Source organism: Mycoplasma elephantis ATCC 51980 (genome assembly GCF_000687815.1).
Classification (GTDB): Bacteria; Bacillota_I; Bacilli_A; order Mycoplasmatales; family Metamycoplasmataceae; genus Mycoplasma_H; species Mycoplasma_H elephantis.
Genome location: NZ_JHXU01000003.1, coordinates 22,431 through 42,614 on the forward strand (window position 1 = coordinate 22,431; position 20,184 = coordinate 42,614).

19 protein-coding genes and 4 tRNA genes are annotated in these 20,184 nt (G+C 25.6%); 12 read left to right on the top strand and 11 right to left on the bottom strand.

Translation table 4 applies throughout. The features are described 5' to 3' along the window. Positions 1 to 2: 2 nt before the first annotated feature. The 6 genes from pstB to T380_RS0101035 form a co-directional block, all read right to left on the bottom strand. The gene (pstB, locus tag T380_RS0101010) at positions 3 to 818 is read right to left on the bottom strand and encodes a phosphate ABC transporter ATP-binding protein PstB (protein WP_027334095.1); all 816 of its coding nucleotides are present in this window, start codon (positions 816 to 818) and stop codon (positions 3 to 5) included. Continuing rightward, a complete protein-coding gene (gene pstA / locus T380_RS0101015) occupies positions 811 to 2,820 on the bottom strand; it encodes a phosphate ABC transporter permease PstA (RefSeq protein WP_027334096.1) in 2,010 nt (669 codons plus the stop codon). Before pstA ends, pstB begins: the two co-directional genes overlap by 8 nt. A gap of 19 nt (positions 2,821 to 2,839) precedes the next feature. Further along, a complete protein-coding gene (locus tag T380_RS0101020; protein WP_169734556.1) occupies positions 2,840 to 3,949 on the bottom strand; it encodes a PstS family phosphate ABC transporter substrate-binding protein in 1,110 nt (369 codons plus the stop codon). A 369-nt stretch (positions 3,950 to 4,318) separates the two neighbouring features. Beyond that, the gene (locus tag T380_RS0101025) at positions 4,319 to 4,729 is read right to left on the bottom strand and encodes a hypothetical protein (protein WP_027334098.1); all 411 of its coding nucleotides are present in this window, start codon (positions 4,727 to 4,729) and stop codon (positions 4,319 to 4,321) included. A gap of 40 nt (positions 4,730 to 4,769) precedes the next feature. After that, positions 4,770 to 5,657 (bottom strand): aquaporin, encoded by an 888-nt coding sequence (locus tag T380_RS0101030; RefSeq protein ID WP_036436714.1) that lies wholly within the window; start codon positions 5,655 to 5,657, stop codon positions 4,770 to 4,772. Continuing rightward, entirely contained in the window at positions 5,657 to 6,697 is a 1,041-nt protein-coding gene (locus T380_RS0101035) for an NAD(P)-dependent oxidoreductase (RefSeq protein ID WP_027334100.1), read from the bottom strand. The genes T380_RS0101030 and T380_RS0101035 overlap by 1 nt, the downstream gene beginning before the upstream one ends. A gap of 87 nt (positions 6,698 to 6,784) precedes the next feature. On the opposite strand from T380_RS0101035, the gene T380_RS0101040 reads away from it, so the two are divergent. Then, positions 6,785 to 7,576, top strand: a complete 792-nt coding sequence (locus T380_RS0101040) for a PTS glucose transporter subunit IIA (protein WP_027334101.1) — start codon at positions 6,785 to 6,787, stop codon at positions 7,574 to 7,576. 98 nt (positions 7,577 to 7,674) lie between these two features. Here the strand turns inward: T380_RS0101040 and T380_RS0101045 are convergent. From T380_RS0101045 to T380_RS0101055, 3 genes are all read right to left on the bottom strand, one after another. Beyond that, positions 7,675 to 7,748: transfer RNA gene (locus T380_RS0101045), tRNA-Gly, on the bottom strand. Between the two features lie 82 nt (positions 7,749 to 7,830). Continuing rightward, positions 7,831 to 9,684 carry a hypothetical protein gene (locus T380_RS0101050; protein ID WP_027334102.1) on the bottom strand — a complete coding sequence of 618 codons (1,854 nt, stop codon included), beginning with the start codon at positions 9,682 to 9,684 and terminating at the stop codon, positions 7,831 to 7,833. Positions 9,685 to 9,753: 69 nt separating this feature from the next. Continuing rightward, on the bottom strand, positions 9,754 to 11,730 hold the full coding sequence (locus tag T380_RS0101055; protein WP_027334103.1) for a beta-N-acetylglucosaminidase domain-containing protein: 1,977 nt from the start codon (positions 11,728 to 11,730) through the stop codon (positions 9,754 to 9,756). 162 nt (positions 11,731 to 11,892) lie between these two features. Between T380_RS0101055 and T380_RS0101060 the strand changes: the two genes are divergently transcribed. The 4 genes from T380_RS0101060 (at position 11,893) to T380_RS03835 (ending at position 13,347) form a co-directional block, all read left to right on the top strand. Beyond that, a complete protein-coding gene (locus tag T380_RS0101060; RefSeq protein WP_027334104.1) occupies positions 11,893 to 12,111 on the top strand; it encodes a phosphopantetheine-binding protein in 219 nt (72 codons plus the stop codon). Positions 12,112 to 12,141: 30 nt separating this feature from the next. Beyond that, positions 12,142 to 12,217: transfer RNA gene (locus tag T380_RS0101065), tRNA-Trp, on the top strand. Positions 12,218 to 12,287: 70 nt separating this feature from the next. Next, positions 12,288 to 12,554 carry a 30S ribosomal protein S20 gene (gene rpsT, locus T380_RS0101070; protein ID WP_027334105.1) on the top strand — a complete coding sequence of 89 codons (267 nt, stop codon included), beginning with the start codon at positions 12,288 to 12,290 and terminating at the stop codon, positions 12,552 to 12,554. 55 nt (positions 12,555 to 12,609) lie between these two features. Further along, a complete protein-coding gene (locus tag T380_RS03835; RefSeq protein WP_036436718.1) occupies positions 12,610 to 13,347 on the top strand; it encodes a glycerophosphodiester phosphodiesterase family protein in 738 nt (245 codons plus the stop codon). 11 nt (positions 13,348 to 13,358) lie between these two features. Here T380_RS03835 and truB read toward each other — a convergent pair whose 3' ends face one another. Further along, positions 13,359 to 14,213: a tRNA pseudouridine(55) synthase TruB gene (truB, locus tag T380_RS0101080; RefSeq protein WP_027334106.1), complete on the bottom strand. Its 855-nt coding sequence runs from the start codon at positions 14,211 to 14,213 to the stop codon at positions 13,359 to 13,361. A gap of 106 nt (positions 14,214 to 14,319) precedes the next feature. Between truB and T380_RS0101085 the strand changes: the two genes are divergently transcribed. After that, the gene (locus T380_RS0101085; RefSeq protein ID WP_156930188.1) at positions 14,320 to 15,156 is read left to right on the top strand and encodes an alpha/beta hydrolase family protein; all 837 of its coding nucleotides are present in this window, start codon (positions 14,320 to 14,322) and stop codon (positions 15,154 to 15,156) included. 18 nt (positions 15,157 to 15,174) lie between these two features. Here T380_RS0101085 and T380_RS0101090 read toward each other — a convergent pair whose 3' ends face one another. Beyond that, a complete protein-coding gene (locus tag T380_RS0101090) occupies positions 15,175 to 15,726 on the bottom strand; it encodes a DJ-1/PfpI family protein (RefSeq protein WP_084259803.1) in 552 nt (183 codons plus the stop codon). A 92-nt stretch (positions 15,727 to 15,818) separates the two neighbouring features. On the opposite strand from T380_RS0101090, the gene T380_RS0101095 reads away from it, so the two are divergent. The 6 genes from T380_RS0101095 (at position 15,819) to infB (ending at position 20,165) form a co-directional block, all read left to right on the top strand. Further along, a tRNA-Cys gene (locus T380_RS0101095) sits at positions 15,819 to 15,893 on the top strand. A gap of 4 nt (positions 15,894 to 15,897) precedes the next feature. Next, positions 15,898 to 15,974 (top strand) — tRNA-Arg (locus tag T380_RS0101100). A 134-nt stretch (positions 15,975 to 16,108) separates the two neighbouring features. Next, on the top strand, positions 16,109 to 16,522 hold the full coding sequence (locus T380_RS0101105; RefSeq protein WP_027334109.1) for a ribosome assembly cofactor RimP: 414 nt from the start codon (positions 16,109 to 16,111) through the stop codon (positions 16,520 to 16,522). Between the two features lie 11 nt (positions 16,523 to 16,533). Further along, the gene (locus tag T380_RS0101110; protein ID WP_027334110.1) at positions 16,534 to 18,120 is read left to right on the top strand and encodes a NusA N-terminal domain-containing protein; all 1,587 of its coding nucleotides are present in this window, start codon (positions 16,534 to 16,536) and stop codon (positions 18,118 to 18,120) included. After that, positions 18,104 to 18,373, top strand: a complete 270-nt coding sequence (locus T380_RS0101115; RefSeq protein WP_027334111.1) for a YlxR family protein — start codon at positions 18,104 to 18,106, stop codon at positions 18,371 to 18,373. Before T380_RS0101110 ends, T380_RS0101115 begins: the two co-directional genes overlap by 17 nt. Next, positions 18,363 to 20,165 (top strand): translation initiation factor IF-2, encoded by a 1,803-nt coding sequence (gene infB / locus T380_RS0101120; RefSeq protein WP_027334112.1) that lies wholly within the window; start codon positions 18,363 to 18,365, stop codon positions 20,163 to 20,165. The genes T380_RS0101115 and infB overlap by 11 nt, the downstream gene beginning before the upstream one ends. The last annotated feature ends 19 nt before the right edge of the window (positions 20,166 to 20,184 follow it).

The following is a 20,184-nucleotide window of genomic DNA, read 5'->3' on the forward strand; positions in this document are numbered from 1 at the left end:
AATTACCCCATCTTTCCATTAATATAATCAGCAGTTAAATTTTCACTTGGATTAGTAAAAATTTTCTTTGTTTCATCAAATTCTATAAGTTTACCCATATAGAAAAATGCTGTCAAATCACTAATTCTAGCGGCTTGTTGCATAGAGTGAGTTACTATAATAATTGTATAATTATTTCTTAGTTTATCAATTAGTTCTTCAATTTTTGAAGTTGCTATAGGATCAAGAGCACTTGTTGGTTCATCCATTAAAAGAACATCAGGTTTTAAAGCTATTGCTCTAGCTATACAAAGTCTTTGTTGTTGTCCACCACTTAATCCCTGGGCATCATCACCTAATCTATCTTTTACCTCTTCTCACAATGCAGCATCAACAAGGGCATCTTTAACAATTTTATTTAATTCTACAGGATTTTTAATACCATTACTACGAGGACCATACGCAATATTGTCATATATAGACATTGGAAAAGGTGTTGGTTTTTGAAACACCATACCTACCTTGCTTCTTATTTCAATAGGAGACATCTTGTTTGCATTACTTTTCTTAAAAACATTTTTTATTGAATTTATTAATCCACCATTATTTTGAACTATATTTATTCCATTAAAAATAATTTCACCTTCAGTCACGGTGTCTGGAATTAAATTATTCATTAAATTGAAACAACGTATAAATGTACTTTTACCACATCCACTAGGCCCTATAAAAGCTGTAACATTATTTTTTGGTATATTAATATTAATATCTTTTAAAGCATGTGTATGTTTTTTATTGTAGTAAAAATTTAAATTTTTTACTTCAAAAATATTATCCATACAACACCTCCTTCTCTTTGTCTTTATTTTTTAATAATTTTAAAATGTGTTTATTGAATTTAATTCGACGTTTCTTTTTTATATAATTAATTAATGGTTCAACACTATAGGAAATAATAATTAATAATGTAATTATTAATATTGTTATAAATGCAAATTTATATGATTGTCCTATTCTATACGACATACTTTCAACTCCATAAACTTGATTTTCTAAAATTCATGTATTAAGAGTTTGTCCATGATTTAGTAATCCATAATTAGGGTTAAATGACATACCTAATGTAAGGAAAACTGGGGCGGTTTCTGATATTATCCTAGACATAGAAAGAATAGTTCCTGATATTATTCCGGATATTGATATGGGTATAATAATTTTTCTAATTGTTTCTCATTTTCCGGCACCTAATGCTAATGATGAATTCCGTAATTCTTGCGGAATATTCGTTATAACTTGTTCGATGCTTCTCGTATATGTTGGTAAAATAACAAGCACCATCGTTAACGCGCCAGCAATAAGGCTTCTTGTTCCGCCGGGTAATTTTAGTCCCATAACTTCCAAGAACATCATCATACCAAAAATACCAAATAAGATGCTTGGTGTTCCTCCTAAAGAATCTAAAAAGAATTGTATTAATTTTCCATATCATTTATGTTTTGCATACTCGGCTAAAAATATTGCGGTAAATAATGCTAATGGAAATGTCAATATTATTGTTAAAATGATTAATAAAATTGTTCAAATTAAAGAGTTCATTATTCCATTTTTTTTGTAATTAAAATCCATTAATCTTAATTTAGGGGCACCTATTAAAATAACATCATACAAAATTCAGACAACAATCATGGTAACAAATATCGCGCTAATGATTTCGAAAAATATTGTTCAAAATAAATTAAATATCTTAACATTATAAACATACTTATCATGTTTTATCTTGCAAATTTTTATGCATAAAAAGGATAAAATAGAACTTATTCAATACTCTATATATTTAAAAGCTATTTTGAATAATTTATTTAAAATTAAAATTAAATAATAAATACTAGTTCAAGGAAGTTTTAATGTATCAATAAGAATATTTTTTCAATCTTTTTTTGAATAAGGTAGGGAAATTTTAAATCTTTTTTTACTCGAAATTCTAGAGACAATAAATATTAGAATCATGACTATAACAAACAAGCTAAGACCCATAGCAAAAGCGTTTTCAACAACTGATTCTTGAGTTGCATCAGTAAACATATAACCAGCTATTGCAGTAGATAATGTCTTATAACTTTCATTAAATAAGCCAAACCCCTCTTTAAAAACATTAGGAGGCGTTGTTGAATATAGCAAAATTGATGTAGCCATAGTTTCACCAATTGCTCTTCCCAATGCCACAATACAAGCAACATATATACCTGGTTTTATAGATTTTAAAGCTACATTATATATTGCCTTTGTTCTTGTATTCCCGAGCGCAACTGAAGACTCAACCAACTGGTTTGAGACAAGGTAAAGCTGATTTGTAATTAATGACACCATTGTTGGAATAATCATAATTGCTAGCATTAGCGTTGCATTAAAAATAGTTATACTTGCATCAGTTCCTGTAATAATACCCGATAATTTACCTAAAGAATTATAAGCAAATACCCCATAAATAATACTTGGAACACCCGCCAATATATCAACAACAATTCGAAACAATCGACCATAACGAAGTAGCCTATATCTTATAAGAATTGCTAAACGTTTTGAAATTGGAAGCGCAATTAAAACCGCGCCAACACTTGTAATTAGACTTACACACAACGAACCTCAAATTCCAAATCCTTCAAGAATATCCGCTGTAAAAAAGATTGTATATCAATTGCTTTTAATAGCCGGAAATGCTTTTTTTAATATAAAGCTAAACATTGCCACTAAAGCAACAATTGAAAAACATGAAACAGTAAATATAATACATTTCAATATAAAATCAATAATTTTTTTGTTTTTTATCGATTTTTCTCCCATTTAACTCCTTTCAATTATTCTAAATTTTTAAACCATAAAGCGCATTAGTTCCTTTATCTTTTTTAAATTTTTTAATTTTATTTGGGTCATATTTAAATTTTTCATACATCTCTATATCAGATTTTTCTAGGTCATTTTGCAACTCTATTTGTTCTTTAGTTAAATCAACAAAATCTAGGTTTTTAACTAATGCTTGAACTTCTTTATTTAATAAAAATTTAACAAATTTAATTGAATCGCTATTTGTTACATCATATATAACGTTAAATGGTCTTGTTCATTTATATGTTCCTAAGGAAACATTTTCTAACTTTGGATCTCATATTTCTGATTCATTAACTTTAATTCTTGCCATTTTTACTTTATTATTTTCATTTTTTAATCCAAATCCAAGAGATACATAAGTTAGAGAACCTACTCTTTGATCCACGAAATTAAATGCGGTAGAATTTGGTTCAGGTGTTTGTTGATCATTTGGGATAGTTTTGTGATTTTCAAATTCTTCTTTTTGTTCTTTTGTAAGTTTAATATATTTTTTCAATGTATTCATAAAGCCATCGGTAGTTCCAGAAGTGGATTTACCACCCTCTCTACCATAAACTTTAGCAAATTCATTATTTTCATTTTCTAAGTTAATCACAAGTTTACTCCATGTAACTTTTTCTCCATTGTAAGCTTTGGCAAGTTCTTTTATGTCAATGATTGGCGACTCATTATTAATAGTTTTTGATTTTTTAGGTAAATGCACAGCAACTCCGATTGCATCAATTGACCATGTAACTGTGCGTAAGTTAGGATTTAGTCACGATTTATTTTCTCCGGGGGTTTTGCTCGAACTTGTCATAGCAAATGGTTGACTTGGAGTTTTTTTATTCATAGATTTAAAACCACCACCAGAACCTGTGGAGTCATATGAAAGATTACCATTAGATATGCCAATAAGTTTACTCATTATCGGAAGAACTGAACTTGATCCTTGTCCAGCGATTGTGGTTGTTATACCAGAATTAATTCAATTTGGCAAAATTATATTATTAGAAACATTTTCTTCACAAGAAAGCGAAAGAAAAGGAGTCATTGTACATATGGCTAATATATGGGAAAAAAATAATTTCTTTTTTTTACTCATCTTTTTTACTAGTCCTATTTGTTTTTACGAAATTATTATACAAAAAAATACTAAAATTTTTTTTTAGTTTTTTTTATTACTTTATTTAAGTATTTTTATTTAATTTATAGTTTTCATTCTCTCCTAATTTTCATAATTCTTGTCATAGGATTGATATACTAAATAAACTTAATAACCTTTATGTTTAATATAAATAAATTAAATAATAAAGGTGATTAGATAAAAAAACAATTTTTTTAAATCAAAAATTAAATAATTAGAATAGTTTTATAATTGCGTTTTTTAAAAAAATAACTTTTTATATGCAAAAATTATATAAAAAGCAATGTAATTACATTGCTTTCTTACTAAAATTCATTAACGTTTTTATTATTTTCTTACAAGCAATAATGATGTTACTATAATATATGCTGGTACTGAAAAACATAAAAATGAACAAATGACGATTCCAAACGCTCTATAATTTATGTTTGAACCAGATGCTGCTAATATTGTGTAAATTAATGCAATAACTGAAACTAGAAAGACAACAATAAGAATCCACATAAATGCTTGGTGCAATGGTTTTCTCCAACTTGACTTACCAAACACGTTAATAAAATATCCCGCAACACTTTGCACCATCAATGTAAAAATTACTGAACCTGAAATAGTTAGCAGAATTAATGAGCCATTACCGTTACTACTTATAGATTCAATAAATCCAAAAATTGCCAATGCCAAAATAACACTTGAAAAAACTATTTGAGATATTAAATATCCTCTTTTTTTATTCGACATATTTACTCCTTTTTTAATTAATTATATATTAAAAATTTTCTTATTTAAGTTGATCAATTTTAAAATTTTTATATGCAATTATTTTTGTTACAAATGGATTTATATAATTTTCTAATATACCTTGCACAAGGGCATAAAATACTGCTGACAAAGATGAGCCGAACAACATAGCTAAAGTTGCCACAATTAAATCAATTTTTGCATCTTGTATATCCTTTACATATTTAAAAGCACATGAACCATTTTTAAGTCCGAAAAATAAATCCGGAACTTGTTGCGCCAATCCTCTTGCAGGATTAATTGCGGCACTTCCAAGTAAAAGCCCGAATAAAACTGATAATGATATTATAAACATTATAAGAATATCACGAGTCTTATCTTTTAAATTAGGACTAAAAATAGGAAACAATAAAATTGAAGTCATAACCATTTCACCAAAAAATATTCACGCACCACCCGCAGCAATACTATTGCTTTCAATAAAATCTTTATTTGAAACTGCTAATGCCGAAATTGACAAATTAGCCGCATCATTATTATTTGTATTTTTTCCAATTCAGTAAATAATTAATCCAGTTAAAATTCCGGCTATCATTTGAATAGCAATTTTAGCTAATCCATAAATACATGTATTTAATCCATTTATCATTCTATACAATGTAACAGCAGGATTAAGATCACAAGATCATCTTAAAAAAACAAGAAGCGCAATCCCAACAACTATAAACCCTGCGTAAAACGCAACAATTAAATTGTGAATCATAAATGATTCAACAGATTTATTATTAATCAATATAGATAAACCCGCTAATCCAAAACTTATTCATATAGTTCCAAAAAATTCTGCAGATAAGTGTTTAAACCAATTTATTCATGAATTTGGTTCTTTTGCATAACTTCTATCTTTCATTTTAAAATAATTAAACATTATCCATTCACCACCTTTCCATTTTCTAGTAATTCTAATGCTTTTGTAAAATCATTTTTTTGTGCCATATCAGCATTTTCTAATGTTATTTTTGCTATTTGTTCTAATGAGATATCTGTTAAATATGCTTGATGACTTGTGACAATCACATTTTCGAACTCTAGCAATTCCTTCCATTCCTTATCTATTTTTTGAATGTCTTTAGCTAGTTCTGAAATATCATTATAAAATCTTCCTTCTTCTCTTTCTAAAACATCTACAGCTAAACCGCCAATCTTTTTATTTTTTAATGCTTCAATGATATCACTCAAATTTATTATTTCTCCTCTTGCGGTGTTTACAATAATAACATCATTTTTCATATGTTTTATAGCGTGTTTATCAATAATATATTTTGTTGAAGGAAGAAGAGGGGCATGAATACTTATAAAATCACTGTTTTTTATTAATGTTAAAAAACTTACATACTCAAAATTCATTTTTTTAGCTAATTCAAAATTATGAACTTGCATATATTGGTCATAAACGATTACTTTTGCTTTTAAACCCTTTGCCATTATTATAAATTCTTGGCCTATTTGTCCAGCACCTATTACACCTATAATTGAATTTTCTACATTTTTACCATTTAAATCATTTAAACTAAAATTATATTTTTTTACTTTACTTATTGCTTGGGGTATTTTTCTATTAAGTGCTAGCATTGTTGTTAATGCAAATTCCGCAACGCTACTTGCCGAATAATTGGGAACCCTAAATACCTTTATATTTACTTTTTTAGCATGTTTTAAATCAACTTTATTGTAACCCATTGATCTTTGTAATCAATATTTGACATTATACTTACTCAATAATTCTAATATAAATTTATCTCCACTAGTATTAACGAAAGCACAAATTGCATCAAAACCTTTTGCCAAAGATACATTTTCAATGGTTAAATTTTCTTTAAAATATGTAATTTCATGATTGCTATAAATATTAGCTTTATTAAAATAATAAATGTCGTATTCTTTAGCATCAAAAAATGCAATTTTCATTTTTTACCTCTTTTTTAACATATTATATTTTAATAAAAATAATAAATTTTACCTTATTTAATTTTTAAATAATATAATAAAAAAATAATGACTAGAGATGAAAAAATAAAATTAATTAAAGCACTTGGAGGATTTGAAAACATATTGCTTATGTCTAACTGTGCAACAAAGTTAAGATATGATATTTTAAATAAAGAAGATATAAATCTTGATTTAATTAAAGAATTAAATCCTAATAATATTGAATTAATAGGACAAAATCATATTCAAATAGATTTCGGGGATGATGCCGAACAAATTAATATAGAGATACAAAATATCAAAATTAATGAAAACGTAAAGATTGATAAATTCAATAAAAATAAAGAAAATTTACTCAAAAACAATAAAAAGTTGCACAAATATAGATGTAATAATATTATTTATTCTACAAATAAAGGGATTTCTATACCTTTATCAAATTTAAATGATGATTCATTTTCGAAATCATTATTAGGCCGTGGCTACGCGATAAAAGTAGATGAGTTTAAAAGCATAAATATTCACGCACCTGTATCTGGAGAAGTAATTTTTATTTATCCATCAAAACATGCATATGGCATAAAAACAAAATTTGGAAATGAAGTACTAGTTCATATTGGAATAGGATTAGGAAAATATAATGGAATAGGGATTGAATCATTTGTAAAAATTGGGCAAAATGTAAATCATGGTGATAAAATAGCTCATCTAGACATAGAAAAATTAAAAAAATTTAATGATAAATCACTTAGATTTGAAATAATAACCGTTTTAACTGACCCGGTTCGTAAATATACTAACTTTGAGTTATTACTTGATAAAATAAATAAACCAAACCTTCCATGATTTAGGATTTAAATATTAAATGGAAACAATATATAAATTTTTCATAAAATAAATATTTATTAAAAAAATATCACAATTGTGATATTTTTTAATGATCAAATAAACTGATATGGAGCGAGTGAAGGGAATCGAACCCTCATAGTCAGCTTGGAAGGCTGAAGTTCTACCATTGAACTACACTCGCACATAAACTTTATATATTATATTATAAAAATGCTTTTTAGATTAAAAAAATAAAAACACTTTATGTATTTTTATTTTTTAAATTAAAATTTTTTCATTATTTTGATTAAAATTATAAATATTCCTATAAATGATAAAACAAATAAAATATTTAATCCAAATTGATGTCAATTAAATGGAGTTGTCTCATTAATTTTAGTTATTTGCTTGTTATCCATATTATTTAATTGACTTATTTTTTTAATTGTTTCAACTTCAAACTCTAAATCATTTATAGTATCGATTATTTTTTCTTTATATTCTATATTATTTAATACATTTTCTGCTTTTTTTGTCTCATTTTCAATCATAACTTTAACATTTTTATCAGAATCAAATTTATGATTATTAACAAAATTTTTTGTTTGTAAAATTTTATCTTCTAAAATATAATAATATTTTTTATCAAATGGTCATGATTTATTTATTTCTTTATATTTAGAAAATATTTTCTCAAACTTAATTTTATGATTTCTAATATCAGATATTGTTTTATTGTCAAAATTAATAATGAAATTATTTACTTGATTTAATAATTCATCAATTTTATTTGTTAGTTTTTTATTATTTTCAAAATTGTTATGTTTCTTCAATTCAACAATATTAGATTTGATCTTATCAAAAATAAAGTAATAGGTTTTTTTAAGCTTGAATGAAAAATCATTTAGTAATTCGGTTGCTTCACGAAGTATAAATTGACATCTTGATTTTAAAAGAATTTTATCACCTTTAAAAAAGGCATATTTATCAAGCTCATCCTTAAATATACCTAATCGATTTGCATCATACATATCAGCAATATCAGAATCAATTAATTTTCATTCATTCATAGCATCATTTAATTCATTATAAATTTTAGTTAATTTAGCTTCATCATAATCCTTATTAAATTTTAAGGATGTAAATACACTATGTTGTTCCTCTCTCATTTTTTTAAATATAGAAGGTGAAATAGTTTCTATTTTAACATCCTTAGTAATTACAGGTATAAGTAGGTCGTAAAAAGTTGAAATTAAAGACATCATTTTATTGTAGCCATCATCCATAAAATCTTCTTTCATAGCTTTTTCATATAGATCAAAATATGATTGGTATTCCATGAAAGCCGATTGAAATTCAGTTTCATCATATACTAATTGATTTTCTCATGTTTTTAACTGATCCAAAAGATCTTTAACATCCTTTTCACTCAAATTATTTTCATTATTTTTTAATGCATTATTAATAGCAAATAATGATTTCTCATATGGCAAATAAGATTTCTTTGTGTAAAATTCTTTATTTTTTATTTTTATAGTTTTTAGTTTATCAACATCACCCTTCAAAACAGGATTATTTAAGCTATTTTCTAAATTATCAGCAATTATATTGATTTGTTGTTGAATAATAATATTTTTTGTCTTCGCTTCCACTATATAATCAACAAGTTTTTTAACTTCATTTTTTTGATCAGTTGTCCATTTATCTTTATTTATAGTTTTCTCTTTTTTAAGAAGTAAATCTAATTTTTCATAATTAGGTAAATTTGTTTCTTTTGACATTGAAATGTTTTTTATATGAAGTGGTTTGGAGTAAATAATTTTAAATGAATCAATTCTATATTTATCAGCATCAACTCTAAAAGCTTCTCTTTTATGCGCTAATTTACCTGCATTTATTTGTTCATTTTTATTAGTTGTTTTATTAAATACATTTAAGATAATATTTGCATCAGAAATATATGAAAGTTCTTGTTCTATAAATATTGTATTAAATTGTTCGTCTTGATTTTTATAATTAGAAATTTCTAAAACACCTTCTTTATCATTTGAAACGAAATTAGAATATTGTTCATAATTATATTTATTATTGGGTATAGAAACTACATAATCAAGTGGTAAATTAATTTTCTCATTCAATATTCATTTAAGCAAAGGATATAAATAATCTCTACCAGTTCTAATTAAAATTCTTTCTTTTTTATATTTTTAAGTTTTTAAATCAAAATATGTAACCTCAGGACCTAAAAGATTTTCATAATAATCCAAATATTTTTTTGTCAATATAAGGTTATGAATAGAAGATGGTGTTAGTTGTTCTATTTTTACTTTCTCTGCTAAATTTAAATCAATATCCTTAAATACTAATAATGCATGTTGCATAGATTTAGCAAGATAATTAAGATTTAATAAATATGGTTCTAATTCTTTTAAAAATTTCTTATTTTTTGATAAAGTATTTAATAAACTAATACTACTTTGTATAGCATCAACTTCACTTAATATCTCATTTATAATAATTTCATTAAAAGAATTTTTTAATAATTCAATAGAACCTTTATATTTATGTTGTATACTATAGGACTCACTATTTGTTGTTAATCCATTTTTAATATTTGGTACAACAAATTCATTTTTTTCTTTGTCTCAAATTCTAGTTGAAGAAATATGATTAAGCGTACTAAATAATTGCTTAATACTTGGTTCTATTTTTGCAATAGTATCCAAATAGATATTTTTAGGATCAAGATCAACATTATTTCACATTAATGAACCAATAATTGCCATTGCAATTTTCGATGCTTCAGCTTCATCCATACATTTTAAAACATAACCAGGAAGTGTAGTATTAACAAAAGGTATTTCTTCTAATCAACTTAAGTGCAAGGTTGAGCGATCATATATGTTTGTAGGCCAATTAAATGGAATTATAAATTTATTATTATAAAAATCTATAGTTTCATCGCTTGGAACAAAGGGAGATATAGCATCCGTTTTAATAAAAATATCTTTTAATTGTATATTTTTTTGATATTCCCTTAACACATCAAATGAATTCTTGTTTGCATCATTTAAATTAGGAATTAATATTCACTGAGTAATATTACGACCTTCATTTTTTCCCCATTGTCATAACTCATCCATTATTTTAGAAACATTGTTTACATTTTCATTAGAAAGACTAAAATCAATACCAAATTGTCTTGCTCCAGCATCATATAATTGTTGAAATTTATTTTTGAGAATATTTAATGATTCTTCATAATTATTATTTAAATCAATTATTTTATTATTTTTACCTTCTTTATTTAATGACCAAGGATTCATTATTCATGTAAAATTAATACCATTTTCATTAGCCGCTTCTATAATTTTTTTTATTTCTTCTATTTTATCTTCAGAATATAATTCATTTCATTTGTTTGTACAATAAATATCGTCAGTCCCATATATGTATGAATTTAATTTATATTTGATACCAAATTCAAATAAAGATTTAAGTTCTTCTAATGTTCAAGAAAATTTTTTATCGCCTTCGGTAAATGCCCTAAATTTACTATTAGCAGAATCTGTTATAAAAAAATTGCGAATATTTCTTCCTATCAAATCATCAAAAATTCATGAAAGTGTTGAAAAGGCAAAAAATAATGCCTGTTTATTTTTTACCATAATTGAAATTTCATTGTTATTTGAATAAATTGAATATCAATCATTTTTATGAATTTCACTTCAAAACTCAAAAGGCGTAGGCATTACATCAATATGTTTATTTTTAATGCTTAAAGAAATATCATCATCTCCATCAACAAAACCTATTGATATCTTTGTATTAGTGGTAATACGTCTATTTTTATTATTAGGATTAGAAATTTTAATATTATTTGCTTCTAATGTTTTTTTAATAAAAGATAATATATTACTATCTAGATTTTTATTTTCATAACATAAATCTATTTCTTCAGTCATGAAATATGAACCATAAAATTCAACAAAACCAAACGGTTTTGGAAATATTTCATATCTTTTTTTACTTATATATTTATCATCATCAGAAATATATTTAATAAATTTATTAAAGGCAAAGTCATTTACATTGCCAATCTTAAAATTCATTGAGGAAAAGCTCGCAACACTAACTATGGGCGCCAAAGCTAATAATGTTTTTAAAATAAATTTATTTTTCATTCTTAAATTCCTTTCAAAATACTTGTATAAATACATATATTTAATATGTGTATAATTATTATTCTCTAAAATATATCAAAAAAAATTCAATATGTATCTTTTTCACTAATTTTTGCCATTTTTTTTATAATATAAGTAAAAAATAAACGAAAGTGAAGAATTATGGAAGAAAAAATAATAAGTGCTATTCAAAATTTAACTAATTTAAAAGTTAATATAAATTCAAGTATTGAAGAATTAGGTATTGATTCTTTAGATCTTGTACAACTTGTTGTTGATGCAGAAAATGAATTTAACATACAAATTGATGATGAAGAGATTGCTGGTATAAAATATGTTAAAGATTTTATTAATTTAGCAAAAAGTAAATTAAGTAATTAGTATATAATTTTGTTTATCATATTTGGCTATAGGGGTATAGTTCAATCGGTAGAACAACGGGCTTCAACCCCGTGTGTTGTGGGTTCGAGTCCTGCTACCCCTGCCATTTTTTTATTTTTAAAAAATAAAATGTATAATAAATAAGATTTTTATTTATAAATATAAAAAGGAGAAAAATGGCAAATATTAAATCTAAGGTTAAAAATATTGCTCGGATTGAAAAACGTCGTGCAAGTAACTTCGCATTTAAGTCAAGAATTAAAAAAGCTATTCGCGCCGCAAGGGAAGCTGTTGAATCAAATTCAGATAAAGCAAAAGAACTTGTCGCTAATGCTCATAGCTTAATTAATAAAGCGGCCTCAAAAGGTGTTTACCACCCTAATAAGGCAGCACGTAAATCTTCAAGACTTGATTTATTTGTACAAAAACATACACAAAAATAGTTCAAGCTTAATATTAATCCTAGATTTCTAGGATTTTTTTATTTAAAAGGAATGTATGGAAAGAATTAAAAAAGACCATTGATTAAGAAAAAAATTTATTGCCCACCGTGGTTTCCATAATGAAATTTATCCTGAAAATTCACTGGGTGCATTTCAATATGCAATTGATAATAATTTTGCAATAGAATTAGATATACATCTTTTAAAAGATGGCAATATAATTGTTTTTCATGACGATAATTTATATAGAATGACAGGTTTTAATAGAGACATAAAAAATACAACTTGAACAGAAATTAAAGATTTAAGACTGAAAAATACGGAATATTGTATTCCATTGTTTTCTAATGTTTTAGAATTAGTAGCTGGTAAAGTTCCTTTATTAATAGAATTTAAAACTGGTTCAAAAAATCATGCTCTAGAAGAAAAGGCGTGAGAAATTCTAAAAAATTATAAGCATGAATATGCAATTCAATCTTTTGATCCGTTTATAGTATTTTGATTTAGAAAAAATGCTCCTTTTGTTATAAGAGGGATATTATCAGGTAGTTTTAAGAATGAAAAATTACCTTTTTATAAAAAATTTATTTTAAAAAAATTACTATTAAGAAAGAAGATTAGACCAGACTTTATTAATTATGAAATTGATTTTTTAAAAAGTAAAATAATTTTAAAATTAAGTAAAAAAAATATTATTTTAGGGTGAACAGCAAGAAACAAAAAAACATTTTTTGATAATTATAATCTTGGTTATAACTGTATATTTGAAAATTTTAACCCAAACAATAAATAAAATAATTCTTGTTATTGAAGCCTTTTCCCAAAAAGCTTTTTAACTTTTATAAAACCATCAGTTATATTTATAATTCCATAAACTTCATATTTATCTTTATCAACCAAAATATAGTCGTCATTTTTATTTATTATTTTTTTATACCAATCTAACTTACATACATAATTAAAATGATTTTTTTGCAATTCAATTACATCTTTCTTATTTGTCAAAATAATATTATTTTTAAAAAGTTTTTTTATTATTTCTTTATGCGATATACCAAAACTAATACCACTAATTTCATACCTATCTAAATTTGTCATTGTTGCATAAGTTCCTAATTCATTTCCTAAATCATTAACAATACTTCTTATATATGTACCATTAGAAACGTGAATATCAAATTTTAATATCTGATTTTCTACGTCAAAATCTACATTTTCTATACTAAAAATTTTAATTTGTATGTTTGGCAGCGTAAATTTTACATTACCTCTTGCTAAATCATATGCTCTTTTACCATTCACTTTTTTTGCTGAAAAAATAGGTGGTTTTTGAAAATCCACTTTTTTAATTTTTTCAATAGAATTCATTATTTCTTCTAGAGAAAAACATTTTTTTGTTGTTTTATTTACAACCATACCGGTTATATCAAATGTATCTGTTTGAAAACCTAGTTGGGACTCAACATGATATTTTTTTGTTTTGTTTTTTATAAATGTAAAAAGTTTTGCATCATCATCACTGCCCAAAAGTAAACAACCTGTTGCCAATGGATCAAGCGTTCCTGAATGACCTATTTTTATTATTTTGTTGTTTTTCGCAAAGTTAGTTATAGCTGCAAAACTAGATATATTTTTTTCTTTCCTTATAAGATAAAACATGAATATATTTTAAACAAAAAAACTACTTTATAGTATGAAATAACAATATAAAATAATATTTATTTCCTCGTTTATATGTATTTTATTTTTAATGTATTATTTAGATATGATTAATTTTTACAAAATAAACAATCAAATTGACCAAATATTTGTTCAAGATAACAACTCAATAAACACGTTAGTTTTTATTCATGGAGTAAACTCTAATTTTGAATTTGCTAGAAGAGTTTATGGCGAAAAATTAAATTTTAATGTTATAGCATTAAATATGCCTGGTTCAAAAATGAATTTAAATAATCAAGATGCAAATTATAACGAATGAATAAAATATGCTAGTTGAATAATGGACAATATTAAAAACTCAAATATTTATTTATTATGTCACTCCATTGGTGGAGCAGTTGCATATGAAATAACTAAAAAATATAATTGCATTGAAACATTTTTGGTAAATCCAATCCACCCGGACATGAGACATACAATAGGATATAAAATTCTTTCTTTAGCACATAGCGATTCTGTTATTGCAAAAAAATCAATTACATCACTATTAAAATTAAACACATTAAATAATATTTATCAACGTAACTTAATGGATGTTTTTATCAATCCGAAATCTGCTTGATTTGAAATGATAAAAGAAAACGTCATTAATCTTGATTTTTTAAATAAATTGAATGATATGTATAACGAAATAAAGGACAAAACAACTTTTATTGTCTCTGAAAAAGATATTGTAATAGATGGATTAAAACTAATTAATTATCTTGAAGATAATAAAATGAATTTTATTAAAATTGGCAATGACCACAATCCTTTTATTAAAAATAGTAAGGAAATAGTTGATTTTTTAAATTCAAAAATTCCGTTTAAAAAACGTCCAAGGCATTGATTTAGAAAAACAAAAATATTTAATCTGAAAATAATCAAAAATAAAAAATAAAAAGTTCATATGAACTTTTTATTTTGGATTTGTGCCATTAGCTATTTGATTTGCTAACTCATCACCAAATAATGTTCTTATTATTTGAATGGCAAAATCATGAGATGCATATGGCGATTTCCCCGTTACTAAATTACCTTCCACACAAACTAAATCATTAACTCTATTTTTTCCTGGTTTAAAATTTGGCATTGGATAAGAAGCATATTTTTTAACCGGAATTAGACCATTTTCATAAAGCGCATTAGGAGCATCACAAATAGCAAATACATATTTTTTACTATCCATAAAGTATTTAACTAAATCTAATCCTCTTTTATCTTTTCTTAATGTTTGTGCTTGTTTGCCACCAACTATTAATATTCCATCATATAATTCTGGTTTTAATTCTTCCTTAATAACATTAAGTTTTATAACCTTATGAACCCCAGTTACATCCTTATAATCAGGATTGTAATATGTAACATTTATTTTTTTTGTTCTTTCCAAAATACCTAGAGTACCAGCCAATTCAATATCTTGAAAATCATCATAAACTAAAACAAGTAAATTCATTTTTCCTCCCAACATTATATTTCAATTATATATCTTTATTAACAATGAAAATTAATTATTAAAGATATATTTATATGTTAAAATAATAAAGCAACTATTTAAATGTTGGCACCATAGCCAAACGGCCAAGGCATGGGTCTGCAACACCCTGATTACCGGTTCGAATCCGGTTGGTGCCTCCATTGTGCGCCCGTAGCTCAATTGGACAGAGTGCTTGGTTACGGCCCAAGAGGTTAGGGGTTCGACTCCTCTCGGGCGCGCCATATAATTTTTATTACCACAAATAAATATCGGTTAAGCCGATATTTTTATTTATGTAAAAATAATATATAATAGAAGTGCAGTTTTATATAAAAAGTTGCGCTTGCGTAACTTTTTATTTATTAAGGAGAGTGAATTGAAAGAAAAAATATTAAATGAATTTGGCAAATACATTTCAAATATAAATATAAAAAACGATATTTTTGAAGTTGAAACAACTTTAGATAACTTAAATGATGTTACCGATTTAAGCAGTAAAATAGTTAAATTTATCAACGTGAATGATGCGTCTTTTTTAGAAAATTACAATATCGAAGTACTTTCTAAAGGATCTGAAATTGATATAAAACAAGAAAATATAAACAATTTTATTGATAAAAAATTAAAAATTGTTTGCAATAAAATTGTAAATAACCATAATGAATATTGCGGAAAAATCATAGAAAATAATGATGAATATATAATTGTTTTATGAAACGCTAAAGGTCAATTTCGTAAACAAAAAATAAAATGGTCTGAAATAAGCAAAATTGAAATTAAATACTATTAAAGGAGATGAATATGGCAAGAAATGAAGAAAATTTAAATAATATAAACTATTTTGGTTTCTTTGAAGAAATCGCAAAATCAAAAAATTTAGAAATAATAGACGTAATTAATTGTTTTAAAACCGCTATTGAACAAGTGTTTTTAAAAATGGACCCTGAATCAAAAGTAGAATTTGAGATAGATAGATCTCAAAATATTTTTAAGTTTTATAAAAATAAAATTGTATTAAATGATGAAGACTATGAACATGATTTTAGAGCCGATAAAAAGAAAGAAGCTTTTATTGCTACTTTTATAAAACTTTCTGATGCACAAAAAATACAAAATGATATTCAAGATAATGACCAAATAAAAGTAGAAGTTATTTTCACTAAATTACCACAACAAAACGAGAGAGCAATTAGGTCGCAATTTAGTCAATTGTTAAATACTATCTCAAAAGAAAATATATACAACAAATATAAAGATAAAATAGGTACATTGGTTAAAGCTAGAATTACATCACGTGGACCAAAAGGTATAAATTTATTAATTAAAGATGATAATTTATTAGCTTTTATGCCTTTAAAATATACACACAAAAAATATCTTGAAGCAAATGATACAAGTTTAGAAATTGATGCATATGTTGAAACTGTAATGCCAGAATCAAAATACTCTCAAATAATTTTATCAACCGTTTCTAATAAAATATTGTTAAACGAATTTGAAAAACAAATTCCAGAAATTGCCAATAAAGAAATTGCAATTATTAATATAGCACGTAATGCAAGTAATAGAAGTAAGGTTTCAATTGCTCCTTGCGACAACAAACAAATTGATTATGATATAACTGGTGCAGTAATAGGTCCTAACTCTTCAAGAATAAATGCCATTTGTGAAAAATTAGGTGAAGAAAAAATTGACATTGTTCGCTATAGCGAAAACAAAATTGATTATATAGTTAATGCTTTTATGCCAGCTAGAATACTCAGTGTTATCGAAAAATCAAAAGATGAATATGATGTTATAGTACCAAATTCTCAATTAACTTTAGCTATAGGTAAAGGTGGTGTAAATGTCTCACTTGTTGTTGATTTAGTAAATGCCAAATTAAATATATTAAAATATGATGAGGCAATAAAAAATAATATCCAAATTATTTTTAATGGTAATGTTTCTGAAGCAGAACTCGATGAACTTAATAAAGACATTAAAAGAGAGCGTTCTACCTTTACTAGAATTCCTAGAAATAAACAAAAAGAACGTCACCAAAAACCAAAAGATATGTTCGAATCTGTTGATTTTGATTCAATTATGAATGAAATCAATGAATTTAATAATATAGTTAAAACTAGTGATTCTTACTCAGAATATAAAGATGAGTTAACAAAAGATATTGAAAAAATTCCACGTTCATTTTCTAAAAAAGATAACTCAGATAAAGATGATTTTGAAAATGATTTTGCAGAATTTGAACAAGCTATGAAAGAATCATCATCTAAAGAAAGCTTAATGGATATTCAAAAAACAATGTCAAACTTTACAACAGATAAAGACTTACTTGATTCACTAGGAGACTTAAATATAGGTGATATTACAGATGAAGACTGAGATTAGAACAAGAAAATGCGTCTTTACTAACCAAATATTATCCATTGATCAACTATTAAGATTTAATAAAAATAAAAATAATGAAATTTCAATAGATTGAAATAATTCATTAAAAGGTCGTGGAGCATATATAATAAAAAATAAGAAAATAATTTTAGAAGCATTAAATCGTAAGATACTACACAAATCATATCGAATGAATGTTTCTCAGGATGTCTATACAAAAGTAATTAAGGAGGTGGAAGAATATGGCTGATAAACGTAATCAATCAAAAAATATAGATCAAATTAAATCACAACTTAAAAAGGTTGTTACAGAAGTTAAAGATGGTGTTCTTATTTATTCGGGTAGAATGTCAATTTCGGATCTAGCAAAAAAATTAAATATAAATGCCAATGAAATAATTAAAAAATTCCTTTTACAAGGCAAAGCTTATCCACTTAACTATGTTTTAAGCGAAGAAGAAATTGCTGAAGTTTGTTTTGATCATGGAATCGACTTAAAAAGAGAACAAGAAATTAATGCATCAAACTTTCTAAACGAGGTGAAATTTGATGACAAGGAAGAAGAATTAGTTAGTCGCCCACCCGTTGTAACAGTTATGGGTCATGTTGACCATGGTAAAACAACATTAATTGATAAGATGCGTAAAACTAATGTTGCCGCAAATGAAGCATCAGGAATTACACAACACACTGGAGCTTATCAAGTTGTATACAAAGGCAAAAAAATAACTTTTATTGATACCCCGGGCCATGAAGCATTTACTCAAATGCGTTCACGTGGTGCAAAAATTACCGACATTATAATTTTGGTTGTTGCCGCCGATGATGGTGTTATGCCGCAAACTAAAGAAGCTATTTTTCATGCAAAATCATCTAATGTTCCATTAATTGTATTTATAAATAAGATAGATAGACCTAACAAGGATATAGAAAAAATAAAAGCAGAGCTAGCTGCTGAAGATGTTATTGTTGAAGATTATGGTGGTGATACACAAGTTGTTTTAGGTAGCGCATTACAAGAAAAAGGAATTAAAGAATTATTTGAAAAAATTCTATTTTTAGCCGAGGTTTTAGACCTTAAAGCAAATAGAAGACGTTTCCCTATTGGAACCGTTATTGAATCTAAATTGGATAAGGGATTAGGAGCTGTAACAACATTAATAGTCGAGAATGGTACTCTTTATAAGGGTGATTTTATTGTTGCCGGGAGCAAATACGGAAGAATTAGAGCATTAATGGATTCTAATTACAAAAATGTTGTTCATGCACATCCTGGTGCCCCAGTTCTTGTAACCGGACTTAACTATCTACCCTTAGCTGGTGACAGATTTGTTGGCTTTAAAGATGAAAAATTTGCAAAAAAATTAGCAAATGAAAAGCGTTTAAAAGATAAACAAACAGAACTTTATGAAAAAACACAAGAAGTTGAAATTACTGGTAAAAAAGTAATAAATATAATTATAAGAAGTGACACTCAAGGTACTGCAGAAGCAATAAAACAAACAATAGATAAAAAAGAAAATGATGATGCTGTTATAAGAGTTATTTCATATAGTGGTGGACAAGTAACAAACTCAGATTTACTGCTTGCACAAACTGCAAATGCTCAAATATTTTGTTTCAATATTAAACCTGATTTAAGTACTAAACAAGGAGCAAAAAATTTAGGTGTTAGAATTTCTACATATAATGTAATTTATAAAATTATTGAAGATGTTGAAGCTATTTTATCAAGTAATGAAATGCCTATTTATGAAGATTTCAAAATTGGCGAAGCTCATGTTATGAAGTTATTTACTTATTCAAAAGTTGGAACGATAGCTGGTTGCATGATGGATGAAGGGATAGTAAAGTCAAATTCTAAAGTAAAAGTTATTAGAAATAAAAAAGTTGTCCATGTTGGCTTTAATGATACATTACGTAGAGGAACTAATGATGCCAAAGAGGTTCAAAAAGGTAAAGATTTTGGCCTTCATATAAAAGGGTTTAATGATATAAAATTAGACGATATATTAGAATTTTGAGAAGAACGAAGAGTAAACTAAAAAAACCGTTTTTGACGGT